The organism is Microbacterium sp. HD4P20 (assembly GCF_019449275.2).
Lineage (GTDB): Bacteria > Actinomycetota > Actinomycetes > Actinomycetales > Microbacteriaceae > Microbacterium.
This window is the reverse complement of record NZ_JAHZQZ020000019.1, coordinates 1-19,046: the sequence shown is the minus strand read 5'-3', so window position 1 is coordinate 19,046 and position 19,046 is coordinate 1. Positions and strand designations below refer to the sequence as shown.

Below are 19,046 nucleotides of genomic sequence, written 5' to 3'. Positions count from 1 at the left end.
ACGGCGGGCTCACTCGCCCAGCAGCCCGAGTGCCCTCGCACGCTCGACCGCGCCGTTGCGGGTGGTCACGGCGAGCTTGCGGTAGATGGACCCGACCTCCGAGCTCACGGTGTTGCGGGAGATGAACAGGCGCTGACCGATCTCGGCGATCGTCAGGTGCGTCTGCAGGTAGGGCAGCAGCCTGAGCTCGGCCGGGGTCAGCGGAACGGAGCCGCCGGCAGCCGGCTCGGCATCGAGGGCCGCGCGCAACTCCTGTACCTGGGCGGTCACCACGCCCACGTCCGGACGCCTGCGCACCAGATCGTCGATCTCTCGAACGAGATGCCGCGCCGCCGACCGGTCACCGACGGCCACATGCGCCACGGCGAGCTGGATGCGCGCCCGGATCGACAGGTGCGAAAGGAGATGCGTGCAGCCGACGCGAGATCGCATCGCGCGCGCGAGCAGCCCGCCGCCGCGCTCGCGATCGCCGGCGTGGAAGGCCACCCGGGCCGCGACGGCGAGTGCGAGGGTCGTGGTGGGGTAGCCGTCCATGTGACTCTCATCGATCACGGCGACGCCGCGATCGGCGTGCTCTGCGGCGGTCGCCCACTGACCCGACTCGATCGCGAGGAGCGCCAGTTCGGGCTCACTCAGGATGAGAGTGTCGGAGTTGCCCATGATGGTCGCGACGTCGATCGCCTCTTCGAACGCCGTCTTCGCCGCGGCGGTGTCGTCGACGAGGAGGCACGCTTCACCCCACAGGTGGAGCGCCTGGTCGCGCCACGGGCTCGTCACCGGTTCATGGCGGACGGCGAACGCGGCGTCGGCCACCACCTGCGCATGGCCCTGTTCGCACATCGCGGCCCGGACCATGGCCCGCGCCGATTCGAACGGCACCCGATACTCCTCGGGAAGCGAGCCGATATCGAAGGCGTTGAGGCTCCGCGCCCAGCGCTCCCCCGCCGGGACGTCGCCCAGGAGGACCGCGGTCCACGTCACGATCACCAGCAGTGACGGGTGGGCGAGTACGAGGTCGTCACCCAGCGCCGACAGCCACCGCGTGATCGTTCCGACTTCACCCATCTGATACATCGGCAGGCTGAGGTCCGCGATCCGGTCCGCGGCACGCTCGAACTCTCCGGCGTGCAGCAGATGCTCCACGGCCTGCGCAGGGGCATCGTTGGCGTCGTGCCAGTCGGCGGCGCGCCGGTGCAGTTCTGCCACGGCGGCTGCGCCCTCGGCGCGCTCGAGGTCGGTGAGGAGGAACTCCTGGAACAACGCGTGGAGGCGATACCAGCTGCGGCGCCGGTCGACGGCGACGAGGAAGAGGTTGGCGGCTTCGATCTCGCGCAGGCGGGCTCGGGAGTCCTCGATGCCGAGCACCGCGTTGCACGACGGCGCCGAGAGCTGCTCGAGCACGGCGGCGCGACGCAGGAACTCCTGCATGTCTTCAGGCAGCCGCATGACGCACTCGCGGTAGAGATAGTCGGCGAGATACCGATCGTCGCCCGTGACCGATGCCGCGTCCCCGCCGCTTCGTGCGACCAGTGCGCACAGGAAGAGCCCGGTCGGCCACCCCTCGCACCGCTCGACGATGGACTGGAGGTCGGCGTCGCCGACATCCACGGCGCCGGCCTCGTCGAAGATCGTCCGGGCGCCGGCCCGATCCAGCGACAGATCCGCCACCGTGATCTCCTCCGCGTCGCCGGCGACGCGGAGGCGTGCGACGAGCGGCAGCTCGCGACGACCTGCGAGGACGACCTGCGACCCTTCGGGCAGCCGCGTGAGGAGCACTTCCAGCGCATCCTGACAGCCGGGCGAATCGGCCCAGTGAAGGTCGTCGATGAAGAGGACGAAGCTCTGCGGTGCTGCGGCGAGCGCGCCGGCGAGCAGAGGCGCGGAGCGGCCGAGCGCGGATGCGCCGACCCCGCGCATGTCGGCCATGACCGCGTCGACCGAGGGAGCGAGCGAGACAGAGGCCGCCGCGATCACCGAAAGGAACGATGCCGGGTCGTCGTCGGAGCGGTCGAGAGAAACCCATGCGACGTTCCGCGTGTCGGTGGCGGCCCATTCGGCCAGCAGCGTCGACTTGCCGTAGCCGGCAGGCGCGGTCACCGCCACGACGCGGGCCGGGCTCGTGCGTGCGCGCTCGATGAGCTGTCGCCTGCTGACGGAACCGTTGCGTCGTGGAGGGGTCTGGATCTTGCTGCCGAGCAGCAGCGCCTGCAAGCCGGGCTCCCCGCGGTCCGACTCGCGGAGGGTCTCCGCCATGTCGCGATCCTAGGGGTGGTGCCCAGCGCCCCACAATCTGCGCCGCGGTGCATGGCCGACGTGCTGTCCACCGGGAGATGCGGGACACCGCGAGCCGAGGCATCCGTCCCCTCGATCGTCGCTGGGCTCCGCCTGCCACGGCAGCAGACACAGCGCCGCCTCAGCGCGGGTCGAGGACGACGTCGGCCACGCCCGCGGCCGGCACCTCCACCGCCCGGGTCTCGTCGCCGTGGGTGATGCGCGCCGTCACCGCCTCCGCCGAGATGTTGCGCATCCGCGCACGCACGCCGTCGGCCACCGGACGCAGCTCCACGAGCACCGCGTCAGCGGGCTCGACCTGCACGGGAGCGCTGGGCGGCATCACCGGGACCGTCGCGGAGTGGCGCGCCTGCAACGGCTCGAGCAGATCGCGGCCATAGCGGCGCACGTCTTCGGCGCCGACCGCCGTGACCGGCCGGAACCGGTAGCGGAATCGACGCGTGACCTCCTGCCGCGCCGGGAAGTTCGTGAAGTGCAGGTTGTTCATGAGCCAGCTGTGCACGTGGCCACACGGCGCGGCGAGTTCGGCCGCCCACTGGCCGGTGTGGTAGCCACCCAGCTGCACGAGAGGGGCGTCGGAGGATCCCCACAGCACCCCCCGGTCGCGCCCGGCGACACCCACCGCGTGCTGGATCGAGTACCAGTCCTTGCTGGTGTCGGGCAGCTGCTCCCTGTCGGCGGCGAACACCGCGCCCGCCGTCTCGAGCAGGAACTCCGGCTCGACGACCGCGAACGGGAACGACACGAACACACTCTCGGGCCCGAACCGCTCGGGCTTCGAGATGTGCACCTCGAGGACGATGTCGGCGGGGCGATCGACGGAGTCATCGGCGATCACGAGCGTCGAGATCACGTTCGGGATGCCGGGTGCCGAGGTCTCCCACCGGATCTCGGTCACTCCGCCGCCACGGGCGACGCGCACCGGCGCGGTGCCGCGGGCCACGACGCGCTCGAACCGCGGACCCGGATGGTCGGGGTGGAAGAGCTTGGGCGACGTCGTGATCATGGGATGCTGCGACCCGGCCTCCACCACCTCGTCGACGACGGCGCCGAGGGGCACCTCGGCCGTGGCGTCCACGAGCTCGCGGCCGTCGTTCTCGTCGACGAGCGAGACGACGCCGCCACGCGAGGCGTCGACGCTCACGCGATACCGCCCCGCGACGATCGGCCCGGTGGCGTCCTCGAACACCAGTGGCTCGGGCACGGGCACGGGCACGGGCAGAGCGATGATGCCGAACGGGCCGACGTCGGCCAGTGCGCGCGCACGCCGGGTGCCGGCGACCTCGACGTCGACGAGCTCGCGGCGCGCGGACTCGGTGGGATTGACCACGACGACCGCCCCGCCGTCGGTCGCCCCGATGGCGGCGGCATCCTGATCCTCGCCCTGCGCGTACGCGTAACGGAACCAGCCCTCGATGGCGAGGTCTCGCGCGTGGTCGAATGCGTCGTACGCGAACGCGGACTTGGCGTTGTGATGCGAGTGGGTGAACGTCGAGTGCGGCTTGGAGTACGTCTCCCAGCTGCCCCACGTGTGCTCTCCGTACAGCAGCAGCTGCTCGTCGACGTGCTCGAGCGTCTCGGCGATCTCGGCATCGGAGCGCAGCCGCACAGGCCCCCGGCGATACCCGAGCACGTCGAACCCGGCTTCGTGCCGTGACCCCGCGAGCGCCGCCAGCGACAGTGTGCTCTGCGCGGCCCGGGCGAACGTGCGCGCCTCTCGGTACACCGCGACTTCGCGCGCCGTCGACCCGTGGCCGTGCGACCACCAGTCCGCCCACTCGCCCCGCACCGTCGGCAGATCGAACCCCTCGGCCTCGGCCTCGAGTTGGTCCAGCGCCTCGTCGATCGTCGCGGTGCGCATCGGCCGTTCCGGATGCCGCTCGTTCCAGTGGCGCACGATATCGAGGAAGAGCGGAGTCGGCCACCGGTTGTCGTTACCGGCGTGGACGACGGCAGTGCTCCACGGATAGTCGGAACGGTGCTCCAGCTCGTCGACGAACTGCGAGATGCGCTCCTCGGCGAGCTGGGCATCGCCGTCGACGATGCCCCACTCCTCACCGAAGCCGTAGTGCGTCGACAGCCACACGAAGATCCGACGGCCCGACGGTCCCTCCCACCAGAAGCCGCTCGGTTGAGTGAAGGGCGCCCGCCCGTGGTCGGGGTTGAGCGCCATCACGAGACGACTGAGCCCCGCGTCGCGCATCTGATCGACGACGCCCCACGCGATGCCGTTGACGTCGCCGTGCTGCTGCGTGCGCACGTCGATGCCCGCTCCCCGGATCTGCGCGAGGTGCTCGTATGCCGCGTCGAACTCGAACGTACTCGGCAGCTGCGTCATGTTGAGGTAGCCGCCGGTGACCGACAGGGCGCCGCTGCGCGTGAGCTCGGCGAGGCGCTCGATCTGCTCTGGGCGCGCGCGTCTGAGGAACGCCAGCACCGGCCGGGCGACCTCGAAGGTCCAGCGGAAGCCGTCGGGACCGGTCGTCGGCAGCTCGCCGGCGATCTCGAGCACCCGGTCGACGATGCTGCTGTGCATCCGGTCGATCAGGCGCGGACTGTTGGTGTAGCCGACGTCGTGGTGGGTGTGGCCGATGAGGAGGATCTGCCGGATGGGCATGGCGAGTGCGTTCCTTATGGCTTCGGGGGTTCGGAGTGGTTCGGTTCGTCGTGTCGCCCGAGGCGAGGAAGGGGCGGGCCGACCGAAGTCGACCCACCCCCGTGCCTCAGAGCGAGCGCGCCGGTCAGCCGGCGGTTGCGCTCTCGTACGCGCGCATCGCGGCCTGCTGCGCGTCGGCAAGAGCCTCCTCGGGCGTCTTGTCGCCGAGCAGGGCTGCGGTGACGGCGTTGTTCAGTTCGTTCTGGATGTCCTGGCCGGCCGGCGACGAGCCGAACGACCGTCCGTAGTCGAGCACGTCGTAGTACGTGGCGATCGTCTGGTCGAAGCCGGCGTTGCCCGTCTCGACGACGTACTCCTCGCGGATCGACTGGTCGGGGCCGGGCGAGCCGGTGAACAGACCGGTGTTGATGCCGCCGTCCTCGGCGCGCGTCTCGGCACGTGCCGCGGCTGCCGCATCCCACGCGCCTTCGCTCGTGAGCTCGATCATCCATGCGCATGCTGCGGCCGGGTTCTCGGCACCGGCCGGGATCACGAACGCCGTCCCACCCGACACCGAGAACGGCTCGCCCTCGCTGTTCATGAACGGCACGGCCTCTATCTGGATCTGGTCGACGTAGGGCGAGAGCACGTTCGGGTACCACTGGGCGTTCACCTGCGCGCCGACCTGGTCGGTGACGTACTGGTTGCTGTCGCCGAAGGTGTCGAACGAGTCGGTGAAGCTCTTGACCGCCGCGTAGCCTCCCTGAGCGTCGTTGATCTGCTTGAGCAGCTCGATCCCGGCGATGTTGCTCGGGTCATCGAGCGTCGGCGCCCCCTCGTCGTCGATCAGCTGACCTCCCTGACCGAGGATCCACAGTGCCGCCTGCCCGGTCGAGACCGGGTCGAAGCCCAGCACCGCCGGCACACCGCCGGACTCCTGGTACATCTTCTCCACCGCGCCCAGGAGGGCGTCGGGGTTCGATGTGTCGATCTCGGCGTTCGTCACGCCCGCGGCATCCATCACACGCTTGTTCAGGATGATGGCCGGCGGCTGGTAGAACTGCGGCACCGCCCAGGTGGCATCCTCATACTCCACGTCGTCCACGACGAACGGATACCAGTAGTCGTCCGGGGTGACGCCCTGCGCTTCGAAGCACGCGTCCAGGGGGATGATGAGGTCCTGTGCCGCGTACTGCGTGACGTACCGGCGGTCCATCTGCACGACGTCGGGCACGTCGCCGCTGGCGATGCGCGTGGTGAACTTCTGCGCGTCGAAGCCCGTGGCATCCAGGTCGACCTCGACATCGCTCAGCTGCTCGGCGGCATAGTCCAGTCGCGACTGGCCGACGTCGTCGGCGTTTTCGAAGCCCCACGCCGACAGGCTGCCCGTGGGCTCAGCGGTGAAGTCGACGTCACCACCGGTGCCGCCACCGCCACCCCCGCCACCGCAACCGGCGAGCACGACGGCTGACGCCGCGATGGCGGCGATTCCGATAATGCGCTTGCGCATCTGTTTCCCTTTCGATCGGGGCGGCTCCGTCACCACCACCGCGTGTCAGCTCCAATGTGGGAACCTTCCCACATGAAACTACTCATTTCATCACGGCGGGGCAACGGATGTGCCCTGTTGTTTATTGGTTTGTGATGTGTACGTTGTGGAATCGATGCCAGCTCGGTCGTGGCATCCGGATCATCCCTTCCGCCCCTGCGTGGCGACGCCCTCGATGAAGTACCGCTGACCGAAGGCGAAGATGATGAGCATCGGCAGCGTCACCATCAGCGAGGCCACCATCACGTACTGGTAGTCGCCTTGGCCACCTGCGGTGGGACTGTATTTGGTCATCGCATACGCGATACCCAGCGGGGCGGTGAAGTCGTCGACCGACCCGGCGTTCAGATAGATCAGCGCAGCCTGCAGGTTGTTCCAGCTCGCTTGGAACTCGAAGAGGAACACGATCACGAACGACGGGATCGACAGCGGCATCGCAATGCGCCAGAACAGTCCCCAGTAGCTCGCGCCGTCCAGGCGCGCCGCTTCGAACAGCTCCTTCGGCAGCCCGAGGAAGAACTGTCGCTGCAAGAAGATGTAGAACGCCGACCCGAAGAGGTTCATGCCCCACAGCGGCACCCACGTGCCGAGGAAGCCGGTCTCCTTCCAGATCAGGTAGATCGGGATCATGGTGACCGCGCCGGGCAGCATCATGGTCGCCAGCACCAGGCCGAACAGCAGGTTGCGGCCGGGGAACTTGAAGTAGGCGAAACCGAACGCCACGATCGAGCTCGACACGGCGACGGCGGTGGCCGCCAGCAGTGCGATCGCGACACTGTTCCACATCCAGCTGAGGAGGGGCAGCTGGTTCCATACCTCGACGTAGTTCTCGGGCACCCAGGTCTTGGGGATCAGCGAGTTGTCGAAGACCTCGCCGCGGGGCTTGAAGCTCGCCGCCAGCAGCCACACGAAGGGGTAGAGGAACAGCATCCCGAAGCCGATCAGGACGATCGTCAGGATGATGTTGCCCAGCAGCGTCTTGGGCCGGGCGAAGTGACGACGCCAGCGCGACCGCTTCGGGACGGTGAGGGCGACGGTCGCGGCCTCGGGGGTGGCCCGGGTCACACCCGGGGTCTGCAGCGACGCCGACATCAGCGGTCTCCCTCGTAGTAGACGAAGCGGTTGCCGAACTTCACCTGGATGACCGTGATGATCATGATGATGACGAACAGCAGCCACGCCATCGCGGCGGCGAAGCCGAAGTTGAACTGACGGAACGCCTGCTGGAACAGATAGATCGCATAGAAGAGGGATGCTTCTGGCGACGCGTTGCTCTGATCTCGCCAGAAGAGCAGGAAGGCCTGGTCGAAGACCTGGAACGCCGCGATCGAGAGCACGATGACGTTGAAGAACATCGCGCCCGAGATCATCGGCATCGTGATCGAGAAGAACTTGCGGATCGGCCCCGCGCCGTCCAGCGAGGCCACTTCGTACAACTCCTGAGGCACGTTCTTGAGCGCCGCCAGGAAGATCACCATGGTGCCGGCGACGGTCCACAGCGTCATGATCACGATGCTGGGCTTCACCCAGTCGGGATCGACGAGCCATTGCGGGCCCTGGATGCCGAAGAGCCGCAGGAACTGATTGATGGCGCCGGTGTTGCCATTGAGCAACAGGAAGAACACGGCGGCGGTGGCCACGGCAGGAGTCATCTTGGGCAAGTAGTACAGGGTCCGCCAGAAGCCGGCACCGCGCGAGGCGCGGTTGAGGAGCATCGCGAGGACGAGCGCGAAGATGATCTCGAGCGGCACGGCCATCACGACGTAGAACAGCGTGTTGGCCAGAGAGACGCCCACCCGCGGATCGTCGAAGAGCCGCGCGTAGTTGTCGATGCCGACAGGCCGCGCGGTGTTCGTCGCGAGGTTGTAGTTGCTGAACGAGATGTACAGGCTGTAGGCCATCGCGCCCGCCGTGAAGACGAGGAACCCGATGATCCAGGGCGAGATGAAGAGATAGCCCGCGATGGCCTCGCGCTTGTTGTAGTGCGTCTTGACCTTCGGCGCGCGGTCCTTCTTCTTGCGGCCGCGGCTGCCCTTCTCGGCGCGTTCTTCGAGTGCCTCGACGTAGGCGTCGGGCTGCGACGTGAGGCTCATCTCGGCGCCTCGCTCAGCGCGGGCCGCCAGCCGGTCCTTTTCGTCATCTCACTTCTCCACCTCGAGATGTGGCATCGTTACCACATGCCAGTGACTATACGGCGGGACCTCCGCTCGCCGCAACCGCGCCCGCCCGACCACGCGCTGATGCTAGGTACGCACGCCGCTGCAGCCACGGGGGTTGCGCATCCCGGCGGCACTGTGCTTCTCACGGGGTGGCTCTCGTGATCACGGCGGACGTCGCGATATACGCGGCGACCTCGGCCGGCGTGTGCGCGGCGGTCGCCGCCGCACGAACCGGTGCCCGCGTCGTGCTCGTCGAGCCCGGCCACCACGTCGGCGGTATGACCAGCGGCGGCCTCGGCTACACCGACGTGGGCGACGTGCGCGCGCTCGGCGGGATGGCCGCCGAGTTCCGCGCCGCCGTCGCCGACCACTACGGGGTGGCGGTGGGGGCGTACGCCGGACCCGAGCCCCACGTGGCGGAGCAGATCTTCCTGCGCTGGCTCGACGAGGCCGGCGTCACGCTCGTGGTCGACGCCGCGCTCGCGAACGTCGATGTGCGGGATGGGCGGATCACGCGGCTGACCCTTCGGGACGGTTCGGTCATCGAGGCCGGGGTGTTCGTCGATGCGAGCTACGAAGGGGATCTGCTCGCGGCATCCGGGGTCTCGTACGCCGTCGGGCGCGAATCACGGGCTCTGTACGGCGAAGAGTTCGCCGGGCGGCGCGAGGTCGTGCCGGGACGCCATTCGATGCCCGCGTGGATCTCGCCGTTCCGCGACGACCCGTCAGGGCTGGAGTCTGGACCGCTGCTGCAGCAGATCAAGCCGGAACCCATGGCCGAGGTCGGCGAGGGCGACGGCGGCGTGATGTCGTTCGGCTACCGCGTGTGCCTGTCGCGCGCGGCCGACCGCATCCCGTTCCGCCGGCGTGAGGGCTACGACGACGCGCACTGGGAATTGGGCCGCCGCATCTTCGCCGACGCCGAGCGGCGCGGCGACGTGCACCCCGCGGGGCGGTATCTCGGACTCGAGCCGAATCTGCCGGGCGGCAAGGCCGACGGCAACTCACTCGGACCGTTCTCGCTCAGCGTGCTGGACGGAAGTGCCTGGGAGTACCCGGATGCCGCTCCCGAGCGCCGCGAACAGCTCCGGCTGCACCACCTTCACCACGCCGAGGACTTCCTGTGGTTCCTCGCCAACGACCCCGGCGTGCCGGCGAGCGTGCGCAGGGGCATGCGGGAATGGGGACTGCCCGCCGACGAGTTCGCCGACACCGGGCACCTGCCGCACCAGCTGTACGTGCGTGAAGCGCGCCGGATGGTGACGGATGCCGTCCTCACGGAGCACGATCTGCGGTCGGGGGCCGTTCCGCCCGACGTCGTGGCGCTCGGGTCGTACCACCTCGACATCCGGGAGGTTCAGCGGGCTTGGCGCTGGGTGCACGAGCATCCCGACCCGATCGCGATGGTGGTCAGCGAGGGCTACCTCTCGGTGCCGGTGCCGATCTACGGCATAGGGTACTCGGCGCTGGTTCCGCGGCGCGAGGAATGCTCGAACCTCGTCGTCGCGGTGTGCGTCGCGGCATCCCACGTCGCGTTCTCTTCGATCCGCATGGAACCGCAGTATCAGATGCTCGGTCACGCGGCCGGAGTGGCCGCGGCCCTCGCGGCTCGAACGGGGGGCGCAGTGCACGAGGTCGATGTCGAGGTGTTGCAGCGACGGCTGCGCGACGGCGGGGCGGTGCTCGGCGTCGCCATATGATGGGCGACGTCTCAGACCCCGGTTCGGAAGGGGGCCGCAATGGCTTCGGGCGATCTCACCCATCTGCAGGAGGGTGCCGTCATCCCCTTCGGCGGCGACCGCTTCACGACGGTCCCCGCTGAGCTCGCCGAGGTGTTCCAGCCCGGCGATCACCTGCACATCGTGCAGACGACGGGTGCGCTGCTCCATGTGCCCGCGGCGGTGCGCGAGGCCGTCCGCGAGCAGGTCGATGCCGCGGTGGCCGCGTTCGAGCGGCTGAGGACCGCCGGCACCGATCCGGTGCACGCGTTCTACGTCGCCTTCGCCGACGCGCTGGCCGACGACGGCGTCTGGTCGCAGATCTCGGGGGCGAACGCGGCCGACGTGGCGCGGGCGGAATCGCTCGGCCGCTCGACCACGCGCCTGCGCGTCTCGGACCGTATGCGGGAGGACATGATCGAGGGTCTGCGCGGCTGGGCCGCCCACGTTCAGAACGCTCCCGCCGCCGACGTGGTCTCCCGCGTCGAGCACGATGACTGGGTCGTCGAGACGGTGGCCGCGCCGTTGGGCGTCATCGCGTTCGTGTTCGAGGGTCGTCCCAATGTCTTCGCCGACGCCGCGGGTGTGCTCGCGACCGGCAACACGGCGGTCCTGCGCATCGGCGGGGACGCGCTGGCCACGGCCCGGGCGATCCAGGACCACGCGCTGCGTCCGGCGCTCGAGCGATCGGGCCTGCCGGACGGCGCGGTCCGCCTCATTCCCGTCCGCGAGCGCTCGGCCGGCTGGGCGCTCTTCAGCGACGCGCGCCTGGCCCTCGCCGTCGTCCGTGGGTCGGGCACGGCCGTCACCGAGCTCAGCAGCGTCGCGCGGCAGAGCGGCATCCCGGTCAGCTCGCACGGCACGGGTGGGGCCTGGCTCGTCGCCGACAGCACCGCCGACCCCGTGCGCTTCGCCGGCGTCGTGCGCAACTCGCTCGACCGCAAGGTGTGCAACACGCTCAACGTGGCCGCCATCGTGCGCGATCGCGCAGACGAACTGGTGCCGCTGCTGCTGGCGGCGGCCGACGAGGCGGCTGCCGCCCGGGGCGGTGTCGCACGCGTTCATGTCGCCCGTGGGAGCGAGTCGTGGCTCCCCGCCGACGACCTGACTCGCACCATCGAGGTGCGACGTGCCGAGGGCACCGTCGCCGAGCCGCGCGCCACACTCATCGGGATCGAAGAGCTGGGCACGGAGTGGGAGTGGGAGGAGACGCCTGAGCTCAGCCTCGTGGTGGTCGACGACGTGGATCAGGCGGTGCGCTTGTTCAACGCGCACAGCCCCCAGTTCGTCGCGACGCTCATCTCGGAGGATCCCGCCGCGCACGCGCGCTTCCGCGAGAGTGTGAACGCGCCGTTCGTCGGCGACGGATTCACCCGCTGGGCTGACGGTCAATACGCGCTGCACCAGCCCGAGCTCGGCCTGTCGAACTGGCAGAACGGCCGCCTGCTGGGCCGCGGGGGCATCCTCACCGGCGCCGACCTGACCACGCGTCAGACATTCGCCCACCACGAGAGCGCAGACCAGCACCGCTGAGACCGGCGCGGTATCACCTCCCCCGGGGTTGCTCGAGAGGGCGGGCTCAGTACCATGCAAGCCATGGCCATCAAGCTCGAGAATGTCGGCATCGCGGTTCGCGACATCGAGGAGGCGATCGCGTTCTTCACCGACCTCGGCCTCACCCTCCTCGGTCGTGACACCATCCGCGGGGACTGGGCCGACACCGCCGTCGGGCTCGACGGCAATCACGCCAAAATCGCGGTGCTGCAGACGCCGGACGGTCAGGGCCAGCTCGAGTTCTTCGAGTACATCCATCCCGAGGCGATCGAGACGGAGCCCACTCGCCCCAACGAGATCGGGATGCATCGCGTGGCCTTCTCGGTTGACGACATCGACGAGGCGCTGGCGATCGCCGCGCGGCACGGCTGCTACCCGCTCCGCGGCGTCGCCACCTACGAGGACGTGTACAAGCTCACGTACCTCCGCGGTCCGAGCGGCATCCTGGTGATGTTCGCGCAGGCGCTTCAGAAGGACTAGCCTCACGCGGCGGGCCCCGCGCTGCAGCGAGCGCGGGGCCCGACTCGCGCCGGCGGGCGGGTCAGTCGAGCGGGTCGACCCCGAACTGCTCGGCCAGTTCGGTGATGACCGCGTGTGCGCCCTGGATCGACACGGATGCGACGAACGTGCCGTCATCGACCGTGACGACTTCGCCCGTCAAGCGCTCCCACAGCGGGTTCGACTCGAACTGATCACGCTGCGCGCGTGACGCGTCGCCTTCGGCACCGTCCGGCTCCCACGAGCTGACGAGGATGATCGACGCGTCGGCCTGCAGGATGTTCTCGGCCGACAGCGGCACGAAGATGGACTCTGTGGTGTCGGGGGCATCCGCCGGCCGAGGCAGTCCCATGTCGGCCATGATCTCGCCGATGAACGAGTCGCTCGAGTAGAGCCGGGCGGTGTCCTCGCCGGCGAAGCGCACCAGCGAGTACGTGGTCTCGGGATCCTGCGCAAGGATCTCCTCGCCCACGGCCGCGGCGCGGTCCTCGTACTCCGTCACGGCGGCGACGGCTTCGTCCTCGAGTCCGAGCGCCGTGCCGAGCAGCACGACGTTCTCCTTCCACGTCGGACCGGTGCTCACTGAGAAGACCGTCGGCGCGATCTTCGACAGCTGCGGGTAGAGCGCCTCCTGCCGCACCTTCGCCGAGATGATCAGGTCGGGCTCCAGCTCGAGGATCTTCTCCAGATCGGGCTCGGCGATGGTACCGACGTTCACCGCGTCGGCCGTCGCGTCGCTCACGTCGCCGAGGTACGGCGCGAACGGGTTCTCCGGGTCCTGCCGGTACTCGGCGTATCCGACCAGCTCGGCGCCCAGCAGCAGGGTCGCGTCGACGTAGCTCGGATCGAGGGCCACGACCCGGATCGGTCGCTCGGGGATGGTCGTCTCTCCCATCGCGTGCTCGATCGTGAGCGGGAATCCACTGTCGGAGGAGGCCTCGGGCGCGGGCGATTCGGCAGTCGAGGACTGACATGCGGCCAAGCCGAGCACGAGCGCGCCGGCGGCGATCACCGACAGGGTGGAACGGAGTGAGGACATGAAGTTGGCGGGTTCTTTCTCGTCACGGTTAGGATGGGATGTCGCGCGCAGGAAGCTAAGGCTTACCTAACTTCGCGCCCTCGAATCTAGCAGACGACGAAACGCGCCCGTGATCCCCATCTCCCCACCGCGGCGGCGCCCGAGCCGCCCGGTCGTGCTCGCCGGCGCAGTCGCTGCGATCGTCGTGGCAGCGGTGATCAGCGTGTGCGTCGGCGGCATGGCGACGTCGCCCGTCCAGGTGTTCACCGCGCTCTTCGCACCCACGGGGACCGACGCCGACGTGGCCATCACCGGCCTGCGTGTGCCCCGCACCGTGCTCGGAATCGTGGTCGGCGCGTGCCTGGGTCTTGCCGGCACTCTCGTGCAGGGCCATACCCGCAATCCGATCGCCGACCCCGGACTGCTCGGCATCTTCCAGGGCGCGGCACTGGCGATCGTCCTCGTCGCGGCGACCGGCGACCCCTCGGGTCCGGTGCAGGCGCTCTTCTCCTTCATCGGAGCGCTCGGCGCGTCCGCGCTGGTGTTCGCGATCGCGGCGAGCGCGCGCGGGGGCGCGACACCCATCACGCTCGTCCTGGCTGGTGTGGCGGTGTCGGCGCTGTTCGGGGCGCTCGTGACCGCCACCGTTTTGATGAACCTCGACGCGCTCGACGCTCTGCGCTTCTGGCAGGTGGGGTCGCTCGCGACGCGCAACGGGGCGCTGGCGTACATGTGGCCGTTCGTGGTCGTCGGCGCGGTGCTGGCGCTGGCGAACGGGCCGGCACTCAATGCGCTGGCGCTCGGACCGCAGGCCGCGGCATCCCTCGGCGTCTCGCTGCGTCGGGCGCGCATCCTCGGAATCGCCGCCATCACCCTCTTGGCGGGCGCGGCGGTCATGCTCGCCGGACCGATCGCCTTCGCCGGATTGATCGTGCCGCACATCGCTCGAGCGCTGGTCGGCGCCGATTACCGGTGGCAGCTTCCCGCGTCCGCTCTGATCGGCAGCGCGGTGCTGCTCGTCGCCGACACGATCGGGCGCGTCATCGCCCAGCCGGGTGAGCTCTCGGTCTCCGTCGTGCTCGCCGTTGCCGGCGCACCGTTCTTCATCGCACTGGCGCGCCGTGGCCGGGTGGTTTCCCTGTGACCACCACGGATTCGCGTCGCCCGTTGCTTCCGGTCATCCGTTGGGGTCCGGTATCGGTGCTGTGGCGACCGCGCGCGCTGGTCGTGGTCGCGATCCTGCTCGTGGCGACGCTACTCGCCTGTGCGCTGCACGTGTCGCTCGGCGGCAGCTCGATCGACTTCTTGGCCGTGCTGAGCACCCTGTTCGGTGCTCCGCCCGACCCGCGGACCGAACTCGCGGTGATGGAGTTCCGGATGCCGCGCACGGTCGCCGCGGTCGTGTCGGGGTCGGCGCTCGCGGTCGCCGGCGCGATCACGCAGACCATCGCCCGCAACCCGCTGGCGAGCCCCGACATCCTCGGGGTGACGGCGGGCGCCTCGCTCGGCGCGGTCGGCGTGCTGGTGCTCGCGGGCGGTGGCGCAGGCGGGCTCTCGGGAGCCGCAGCGCTCATCGGGATGCCGGCAGCCGCGTTCCTGGGCGGCCTGCTCGCCGGGCTCGCGGTGTTCCTCCTCGCGTATCGCGGATCGGTCGACGGCTATCGCATCGTGCTGGTCGGCCTCGGCGTCTCGTGGCTGGCCACGAGCCTGGTGACGTGGCTGCTCACCCTCGGCGACGTCACGAACGCCGCGCAGGCGCTCACCTGGATGTCGGGCTCGCTGAACGCCGAGGAGTGGACGCTCGTCGGGCCGCTCTCCATCGCGGCGCTCGTACTCATGGGGGCGACCGGGTTCCTCGCCCGGCCGCTCTCGCTCACCGCCTTCGGAGAGCCCACGGCGATCGCGCTCGGCGCACGGGTCAACCGGTCGCGCGGCCTGGCTCTCGTGGCGGCTGTGCTGCTGGCATCCCTCGCGACCGTCATCGCCGGGCCGCTCGTGTTCGTCGCGCTCGCGGCGCCGCAGATCGCGCGCATGCTCGTGCGGTCCGCGACACCGCCGCTCGCAGCATCCGCCCTCGTCGGCGCACTCATGGTGCTGCTGGCCGACGTGCTCACCGCTCGCCTGTTCCCCCTCCCGCTCCCCGCGGGCGTCGGGACGGCCATCATCGGGGTGCCCTACCTGGTCTGGCTGCTGATCACCACGCAACGGAGAACGTCATGACCTCACGCCTGTGCGCGCGCTCGCTCACGCTCTCGTACGACGGCCGGCCCGTGGTCTCAGGGCTGGACTTCGAGGTGCCCGACGGTCAGGTCACCGCGATCATCGGACCGAACGGATGCGGCAAGTCGACGCTGCTGCGAGCGCTCGGCCGCGTGATGGCGCCCGCCGAGGGCGACGTGCTGCTCGACGGGGTGTCGTTGCGCGGCATCCCGACCCGGCAGGTCGCGCAGCAGATCGCGCTGCTGCCGCAGAGCCCCGAGGCACCCGCGGGACTCACCGTCGCCGAGCTCGTCGCGCGCGGGCGGCATCCACACCAGCGCTGGTACGAGCAGTTCGCGCGTGCCGACGAGTCGGTCGTGCGCGAGTCCATGGCGGCGACGGGCGTAGACCACCTCGCCGACATGCCGATCGACGAGCTCTCGGGCGGGCAGCGGCAGCGCGCGTGGCTGTCGATGTCGCTCGCGCAGCAGACCGAGATCGTGCTGCTGGACGAACCGACGACCTACCTCGACCTCGCTCATCAGGTCGAGGTGCTCGAGCTCGTGCGCGACCTGAACCGGCACCACGGACGCACGGTGCTCATGGTCCTTCATGACATCTCACTCGCGGCCCGGTACGCCTCGCAGATGGTCGCGATGAAGGACGGTGCGATCGTCGCGTCGGGGACCCCCGACGAGGTCGTGACAGCGGAGCTGCTCGCCGATGTGTTCGGCCTGCACGCGGCGATCGTCCGCGAGCCGGTGCAGGGCCGGCCGCACGTCATGCCGTTGGGGCTGGCCGGTCAGCTCACGCCCGATCGCGGGCCCGGCGAGGTCTGAGGCCGGGCGCGACGTCACGCCTGCTGCGCGAGGTGGCGTCCGAGGGTTTCGAGCAGTCCTCGCGTGCCTTCCTCGCGGCCTGCGCCGTCGGCCCAGAACTGGTCGAAGAAGACTCCGTGCTCCACGTGCGTGAGCCGGGTGCCGTCGGAAACCTGCTCGAACTCGAACGACGCCACCGAGGTGGACATGTGGATGCCGTCGAGCCACATGTCGTACGTCGTGACGATGCGAACGTGCTCGACGATGTCGGTGTAGACCGCTTCGTACCGGGTCACCGGGCCACCGTGGAACTTCGCCTCGTCGATGTCGCGCCCGCCGACGCGGAAGTCGAACGCCCACTCCCGGGGCTCGAAGGTGTCGTCGTCGCCGAGCCAGTTCCGCTTCTGGTCCGCCTCGGCGAACGCGCGCCAGACCCGCTCGAGGGGCGCGGGATAGTCCCGGGTGAGAGTGAAGCCGGAGTGCGCGAGTCGGCGCTCGATCGTCATCGGTTCGTCCTATCTGCTGAAGGTCACGTGAATCGTGCCGCTCTCGGCGACTTCAGTCTTCACGGCGTGTGTCTTCTCCAGGCCACGAAAGTCATCCCACACGCGGTTGCCGCGGGCCAGCACGATCGGCGCGATCATGAGGTGCAGCTCGTCGACCAGTCCCGCGCGCAGGAACTCGTGTGCGGTGCGCACCCCGCCCCCGACCCGCACGTCGAGTCCGCCGGCGGCGGCGACCGCCTCGGCCAGCACGTCCTCGATCGCGCCACTGCGGAAGTGGAAGGTCGTCCCACCCTCCATCGGGATCGATGGCCGGGGTGCGGAGTGGGTCAGCACGAAGACCGGAAAGCCGAACGGCGGCCGATCGCCCCACCACCCCTTCCACTCCGGGTCGTCGGGGTAGGTGTGGAGGCCGAACATCGCGGCGCCGATGATCTCGGCGCCCACGCCCGTGAAGGCCGCGGTGGCGTACGCATCGTCGATACCGGTCGTCCCCTTGCCGCTCGTGTCGCCGAGGACCTTCTCCCGGAAGGTGCGGGTCGCCGCGTAGGCCGCCGTCAGAGGACCCCAGTCCTCACCCATGGGATTGGCGGCTGCCGGGTCGGCGGCCGTGGTGTAGCCGTCGAGCGACGAGAACAGGTCGACGCGGACACGGGTCATTTCAGCTCCTCAGAGGTTGTGCGGGCCAGGTGGATGCCGAGGCGGTCCGCCTGGCGCTCCGCGGGGGTTCGTTGCAAGCCGAGCCAGAGATGCAGGACGTCCAGCCCGCCAGGGCGCAAGCTCACGGTTCGGACGCGTCCCTGCTTGTTCGAGGTGATCACTTTCGCGTCCTCGAGGATCCGCAGGTGCTGAAGCAGCGAGGGCAGCGTCATCGAAAACGGCGCCAGCAGGTCGGATACGACGGCGGGGGACTTCGCCAATCGCTCCACGACCGCCCGCCGAGTGGGATCCGCGAGTGCGCGCAGCACCGCGTCCAGCTCGGCATGATAGTTAGGCATATGCCTAACTATTGCCGACGTGCGGGTTCAGGTCAAGTCCCACCGAATCGACGAGTCGAACGGCCCCCGATCGCCCCTCAGCGAGTGTCGTAGGTAATTACTACTGTTGGGGTATGGCGGATGCTTCCGAGATCGATCCTTCGGACCTGTGGGGTTGGGAGGGTGTTCCGGATGCTGCGGAGTGGATGCCGGTGCCGGATGCGGTGGATCTGGTGACGGAGACGGCGACGATGATGTCGGTGTTCGCCGCGGAACGCTTGGTGCGGATCGATGCGATGCGGCGGGAAATGCTCGCTGAGGCGGTGGGGCGTGGTGTCGGGGTGTTGGAGATCGTGGAGCGGTCGATCCGGTTGGAGTTGGCGGCGGCGATGCGGGTCACCGAGTACACCGCCGGCAGGCTCCTGGTGCTCGCGGAGGCGTTGACGGGCCGGTATCCGGGGGTGTTGGCGTCGTTGTCGGCGGGGCGGATCACGGAGAAGCATGCCGAGGTGTTCGTCGATCTCATCGACGAGGTCCCGACGGAGCTACGCGGCCAGGTCGTTGAGAAGGCGGTGGGGTTGGCGGAGGCGGAGCCGGTGGGATCGTTCCGGCGGGCGCTGCGCACTTTGATCGACACGGTGCAAGCCCGCACTTTGGAGGAGCGGCATCGGGACGCGGTGCGGGAGCGGCGGGTCTGGGTCGAGCCCGGGCGGGACGGGATGGGCACCCTGTGCGTGTATGCGCCGCTGGTGGAGGTGCAGGCCATCCACGGTCGGGTGACCGCGATCGCCAAGACCATCACCGGCCGCCGGAACGACCGCGACCAGCACGACCGCGACGCTGAGGACACTCGCGCGTTGGATCAGGTGCGCGCCGATGTGGTCTGTGACCTGCTCATCGACGGCACCACCGACACCATCCCCGCCGCGGCGCACGGGATCCGTGCCACCGTGGTCGTCACCGTCCCCGCGCTGGCCCTGCTGGAGGATGAGGTGGCGGAGAGTTGTGATCCGCCGGTGGTGGAAGGCATCGGCCCCATCCCGTTGCCCCGGGCGCGGGAGTTGTGCGGTGGGGACGGGAGATGGATGCGGGTGCTCACCCACCCCGAGACCGGGATGGTCCTCTCCGTCGGCCGCGACCGGTACGAACCCCCCGCCGCACTCCG

Annotated in this window: 16 protein-coding genes; 7 read left to right on the top strand and 9 right to left on the bottom strand. The window is 69.5% G+C overall.

The annotated features are described in order from the left end of the window. Positions 1–9 precede the first annotated feature (9 nt). The 5 genes from K0817_RS15240 to K0817_RS15220 all read right to left on the bottom strand — a co-directional run bounded on the left by K0817_RS15240 (position 10) and on the right by K0817_RS15220 (position 8,530). On the bottom strand, positions 10–2,253 hold the full coding sequence (locus tag K0817_RS15240) for an AAA family ATPase (RefSeq protein WP_219982482.1): 2,244 nt from the start codon (positions 2,251–2,253) through the stop codon (positions 10–12). 160 nt (positions 2,254–2,413) lie between these two features. Beyond that, a complete protein-coding gene (locus tag K0817_RS15235; RefSeq protein ID WP_219982481.1) occupies positions 2,414–4,909 on the bottom strand; it encodes a hypothetical protein in 2,496 nt (831 codons plus the stop codon). 124 nt (positions 4,910–5,033) lie between these two features. After that, on the bottom strand, positions 5,034–6,398 hold the full coding sequence (locus tag K0817_RS15230; protein WP_219982480.1) for an ABC transporter substrate-binding protein: 1,365 nt from the start codon (positions 6,396–6,398) through the stop codon (positions 5,034–5,036). Positions 6,399–6,578: 180 nt separating this feature from the next. Continuing rightward, positions 6,579–7,529, bottom strand: a complete 951-nt coding sequence (locus tag K0817_RS15225) for a carbohydrate ABC transporter permease (protein WP_219982478.1) — start codon at positions 7,527–7,529, stop codon at positions 6,579–6,581. Beyond that, positions 7,529–8,530, bottom strand: a complete 1,002-nt coding sequence (locus K0817_RS15220) for a carbohydrate ABC transporter permease (protein ID WP_219982477.1) — start codon at positions 8,528–8,530, stop codon at positions 7,529–7,531. Before K0817_RS15220 ends, K0817_RS15225 begins: the two co-directional genes overlap by 1 nt. Positions 8,531–8,745: 215 nt before the next feature. Between K0817_RS15220 and K0817_RS15215 the strand changes: the two genes are divergently transcribed. The 3 genes from K0817_RS15215 (at position 8,746) to K0817_RS15205 (ending at position 12,348) form a co-directional block, all read left to right on the top strand. After that, positions 8,746–10,296 (top strand): FAD-dependent oxidoreductase, encoded by a 1,551-nt coding sequence (locus K0817_RS15215; protein ID WP_253735428.1) that lies wholly within the window; start codon positions 8,746–8,748, stop codon positions 10,294–10,296. Between the two features lie 39 nt (positions 10,297–10,335). Next, positions 10,336–11,847 (top strand): aldehyde dehydrogenase family protein, encoded by a 1,512-nt coding sequence (locus K0817_RS15210; RefSeq protein ID WP_219982475.1) that lies wholly within the window; start codon positions 10,336–10,338, stop codon positions 11,845–11,847. A 63-nt stretch (positions 11,848–11,910) separates the two neighbouring features. Further along, the gene (locus K0817_RS15205) at positions 11,911–12,348 is read left to right on the top strand and encodes a VOC family protein (protein ID WP_219982474.1); all 438 of its coding nucleotides are present in this window, start codon (positions 11,911–11,913) and stop codon (positions 12,346–12,348) included. 61 nt (positions 12,349–12,409) lie between these two features. Here the strand turns inward: K0817_RS15205 and K0817_RS15200 are convergent, their stop codons facing one another. After that, the gene (locus K0817_RS15200) at positions 12,410–13,405 is read right to left on the bottom strand and encodes an ABC transporter substrate-binding protein (protein ID WP_219982473.1); all 996 of its coding nucleotides are present in this window, start codon (positions 13,403–13,405) and stop codon (positions 12,410–12,412) included. Positions 13,406–13,514: 109 nt separating this feature from the next. Between K0817_RS15200 and K0817_RS15195 the strand changes: the two genes are divergently transcribed. Genes K0817_RS15195 through K0817_RS15185 form a run of 3 tightly spaced genes read left to right on the top strand, consistent with a single transcriptional unit; the run spans position 13,515 to position 16,422 of the window. Beyond that, positions 13,515–14,528, top strand: coding sequence for an iron ABC transporter permease (locus tag K0817_RS15195; RefSeq protein ID WP_253735427.1), 1,014 nt, complete (start codon positions 13,515–13,517; stop codon positions 14,526–14,528). Further along, on the top strand, positions 14,525–15,604 hold the full coding sequence (locus K0817_RS15190; protein WP_253735426.1) for an iron chelate uptake ABC transporter family permease subunit: 1,080 nt from the start codon (positions 14,525–14,527) through the stop codon (positions 15,602–15,604). Before K0817_RS15195 ends, K0817_RS15190 begins: the two co-directional genes overlap by 4 nt. Next, a complete protein-coding gene (locus K0817_RS15185) occupies positions 15,601–16,422 on the top strand; it encodes an ABC transporter ATP-binding protein (RefSeq protein WP_219982472.1) in 822 nt (273 codons plus the stop codon). The genes K0817_RS15190 and K0817_RS15185 overlap by 4 nt, the downstream gene beginning before the upstream one ends. A gap of 14 nt (positions 16,423–16,436) precedes the next feature. Here K0817_RS15185 and K0817_RS15180 read toward each other — a convergent pair whose 3' ends face one another. The 3 genes from K0817_RS15180 to K0817_RS15170 are packed head-to-tail and all read right to left on the bottom strand — an operon-like array spanning position 16,437 to position 17,902. Then, entirely contained in the window at positions 16,437–16,907 is a 471-nt protein-coding gene (locus K0817_RS15180; RefSeq protein ID WP_219982471.1) for an SRPBCC domain-containing protein, read from the bottom strand. Positions 16,908–16,916: 9 nt separating this feature from the next. Next, complete coding sequence (locus K0817_RS15175; RefSeq protein WP_219982470.1) at positions 16,917–17,564, bottom strand: dihydrofolate reductase family protein; 648 nt, start codon at positions 17,562–17,564, stop codon at positions 16,917–16,919. After that, positions 17,561–17,902, bottom strand: a complete 342-nt coding sequence (locus K0817_RS15170; protein ID WP_219982469.1) for a helix-turn-helix transcriptional regulator — start codon at positions 17,900–17,902, stop codon at positions 17,561–17,563. The genes K0817_RS15175 and K0817_RS15170 overlap by 4 nt, the downstream gene beginning before the upstream one ends. Before the next feature lie 113 nt (positions 17,903–18,015). On the opposite strand from K0817_RS15170, the gene K0817_RS15165 reads away from it, so the two are divergent. After that, the coding region (locus K0817_RS15165; protein ID WP_219978935.1) for a DUF222 domain-containing protein at positions 18,016–19,046 on the top strand (1,031 nt) is incomplete at its 3' end.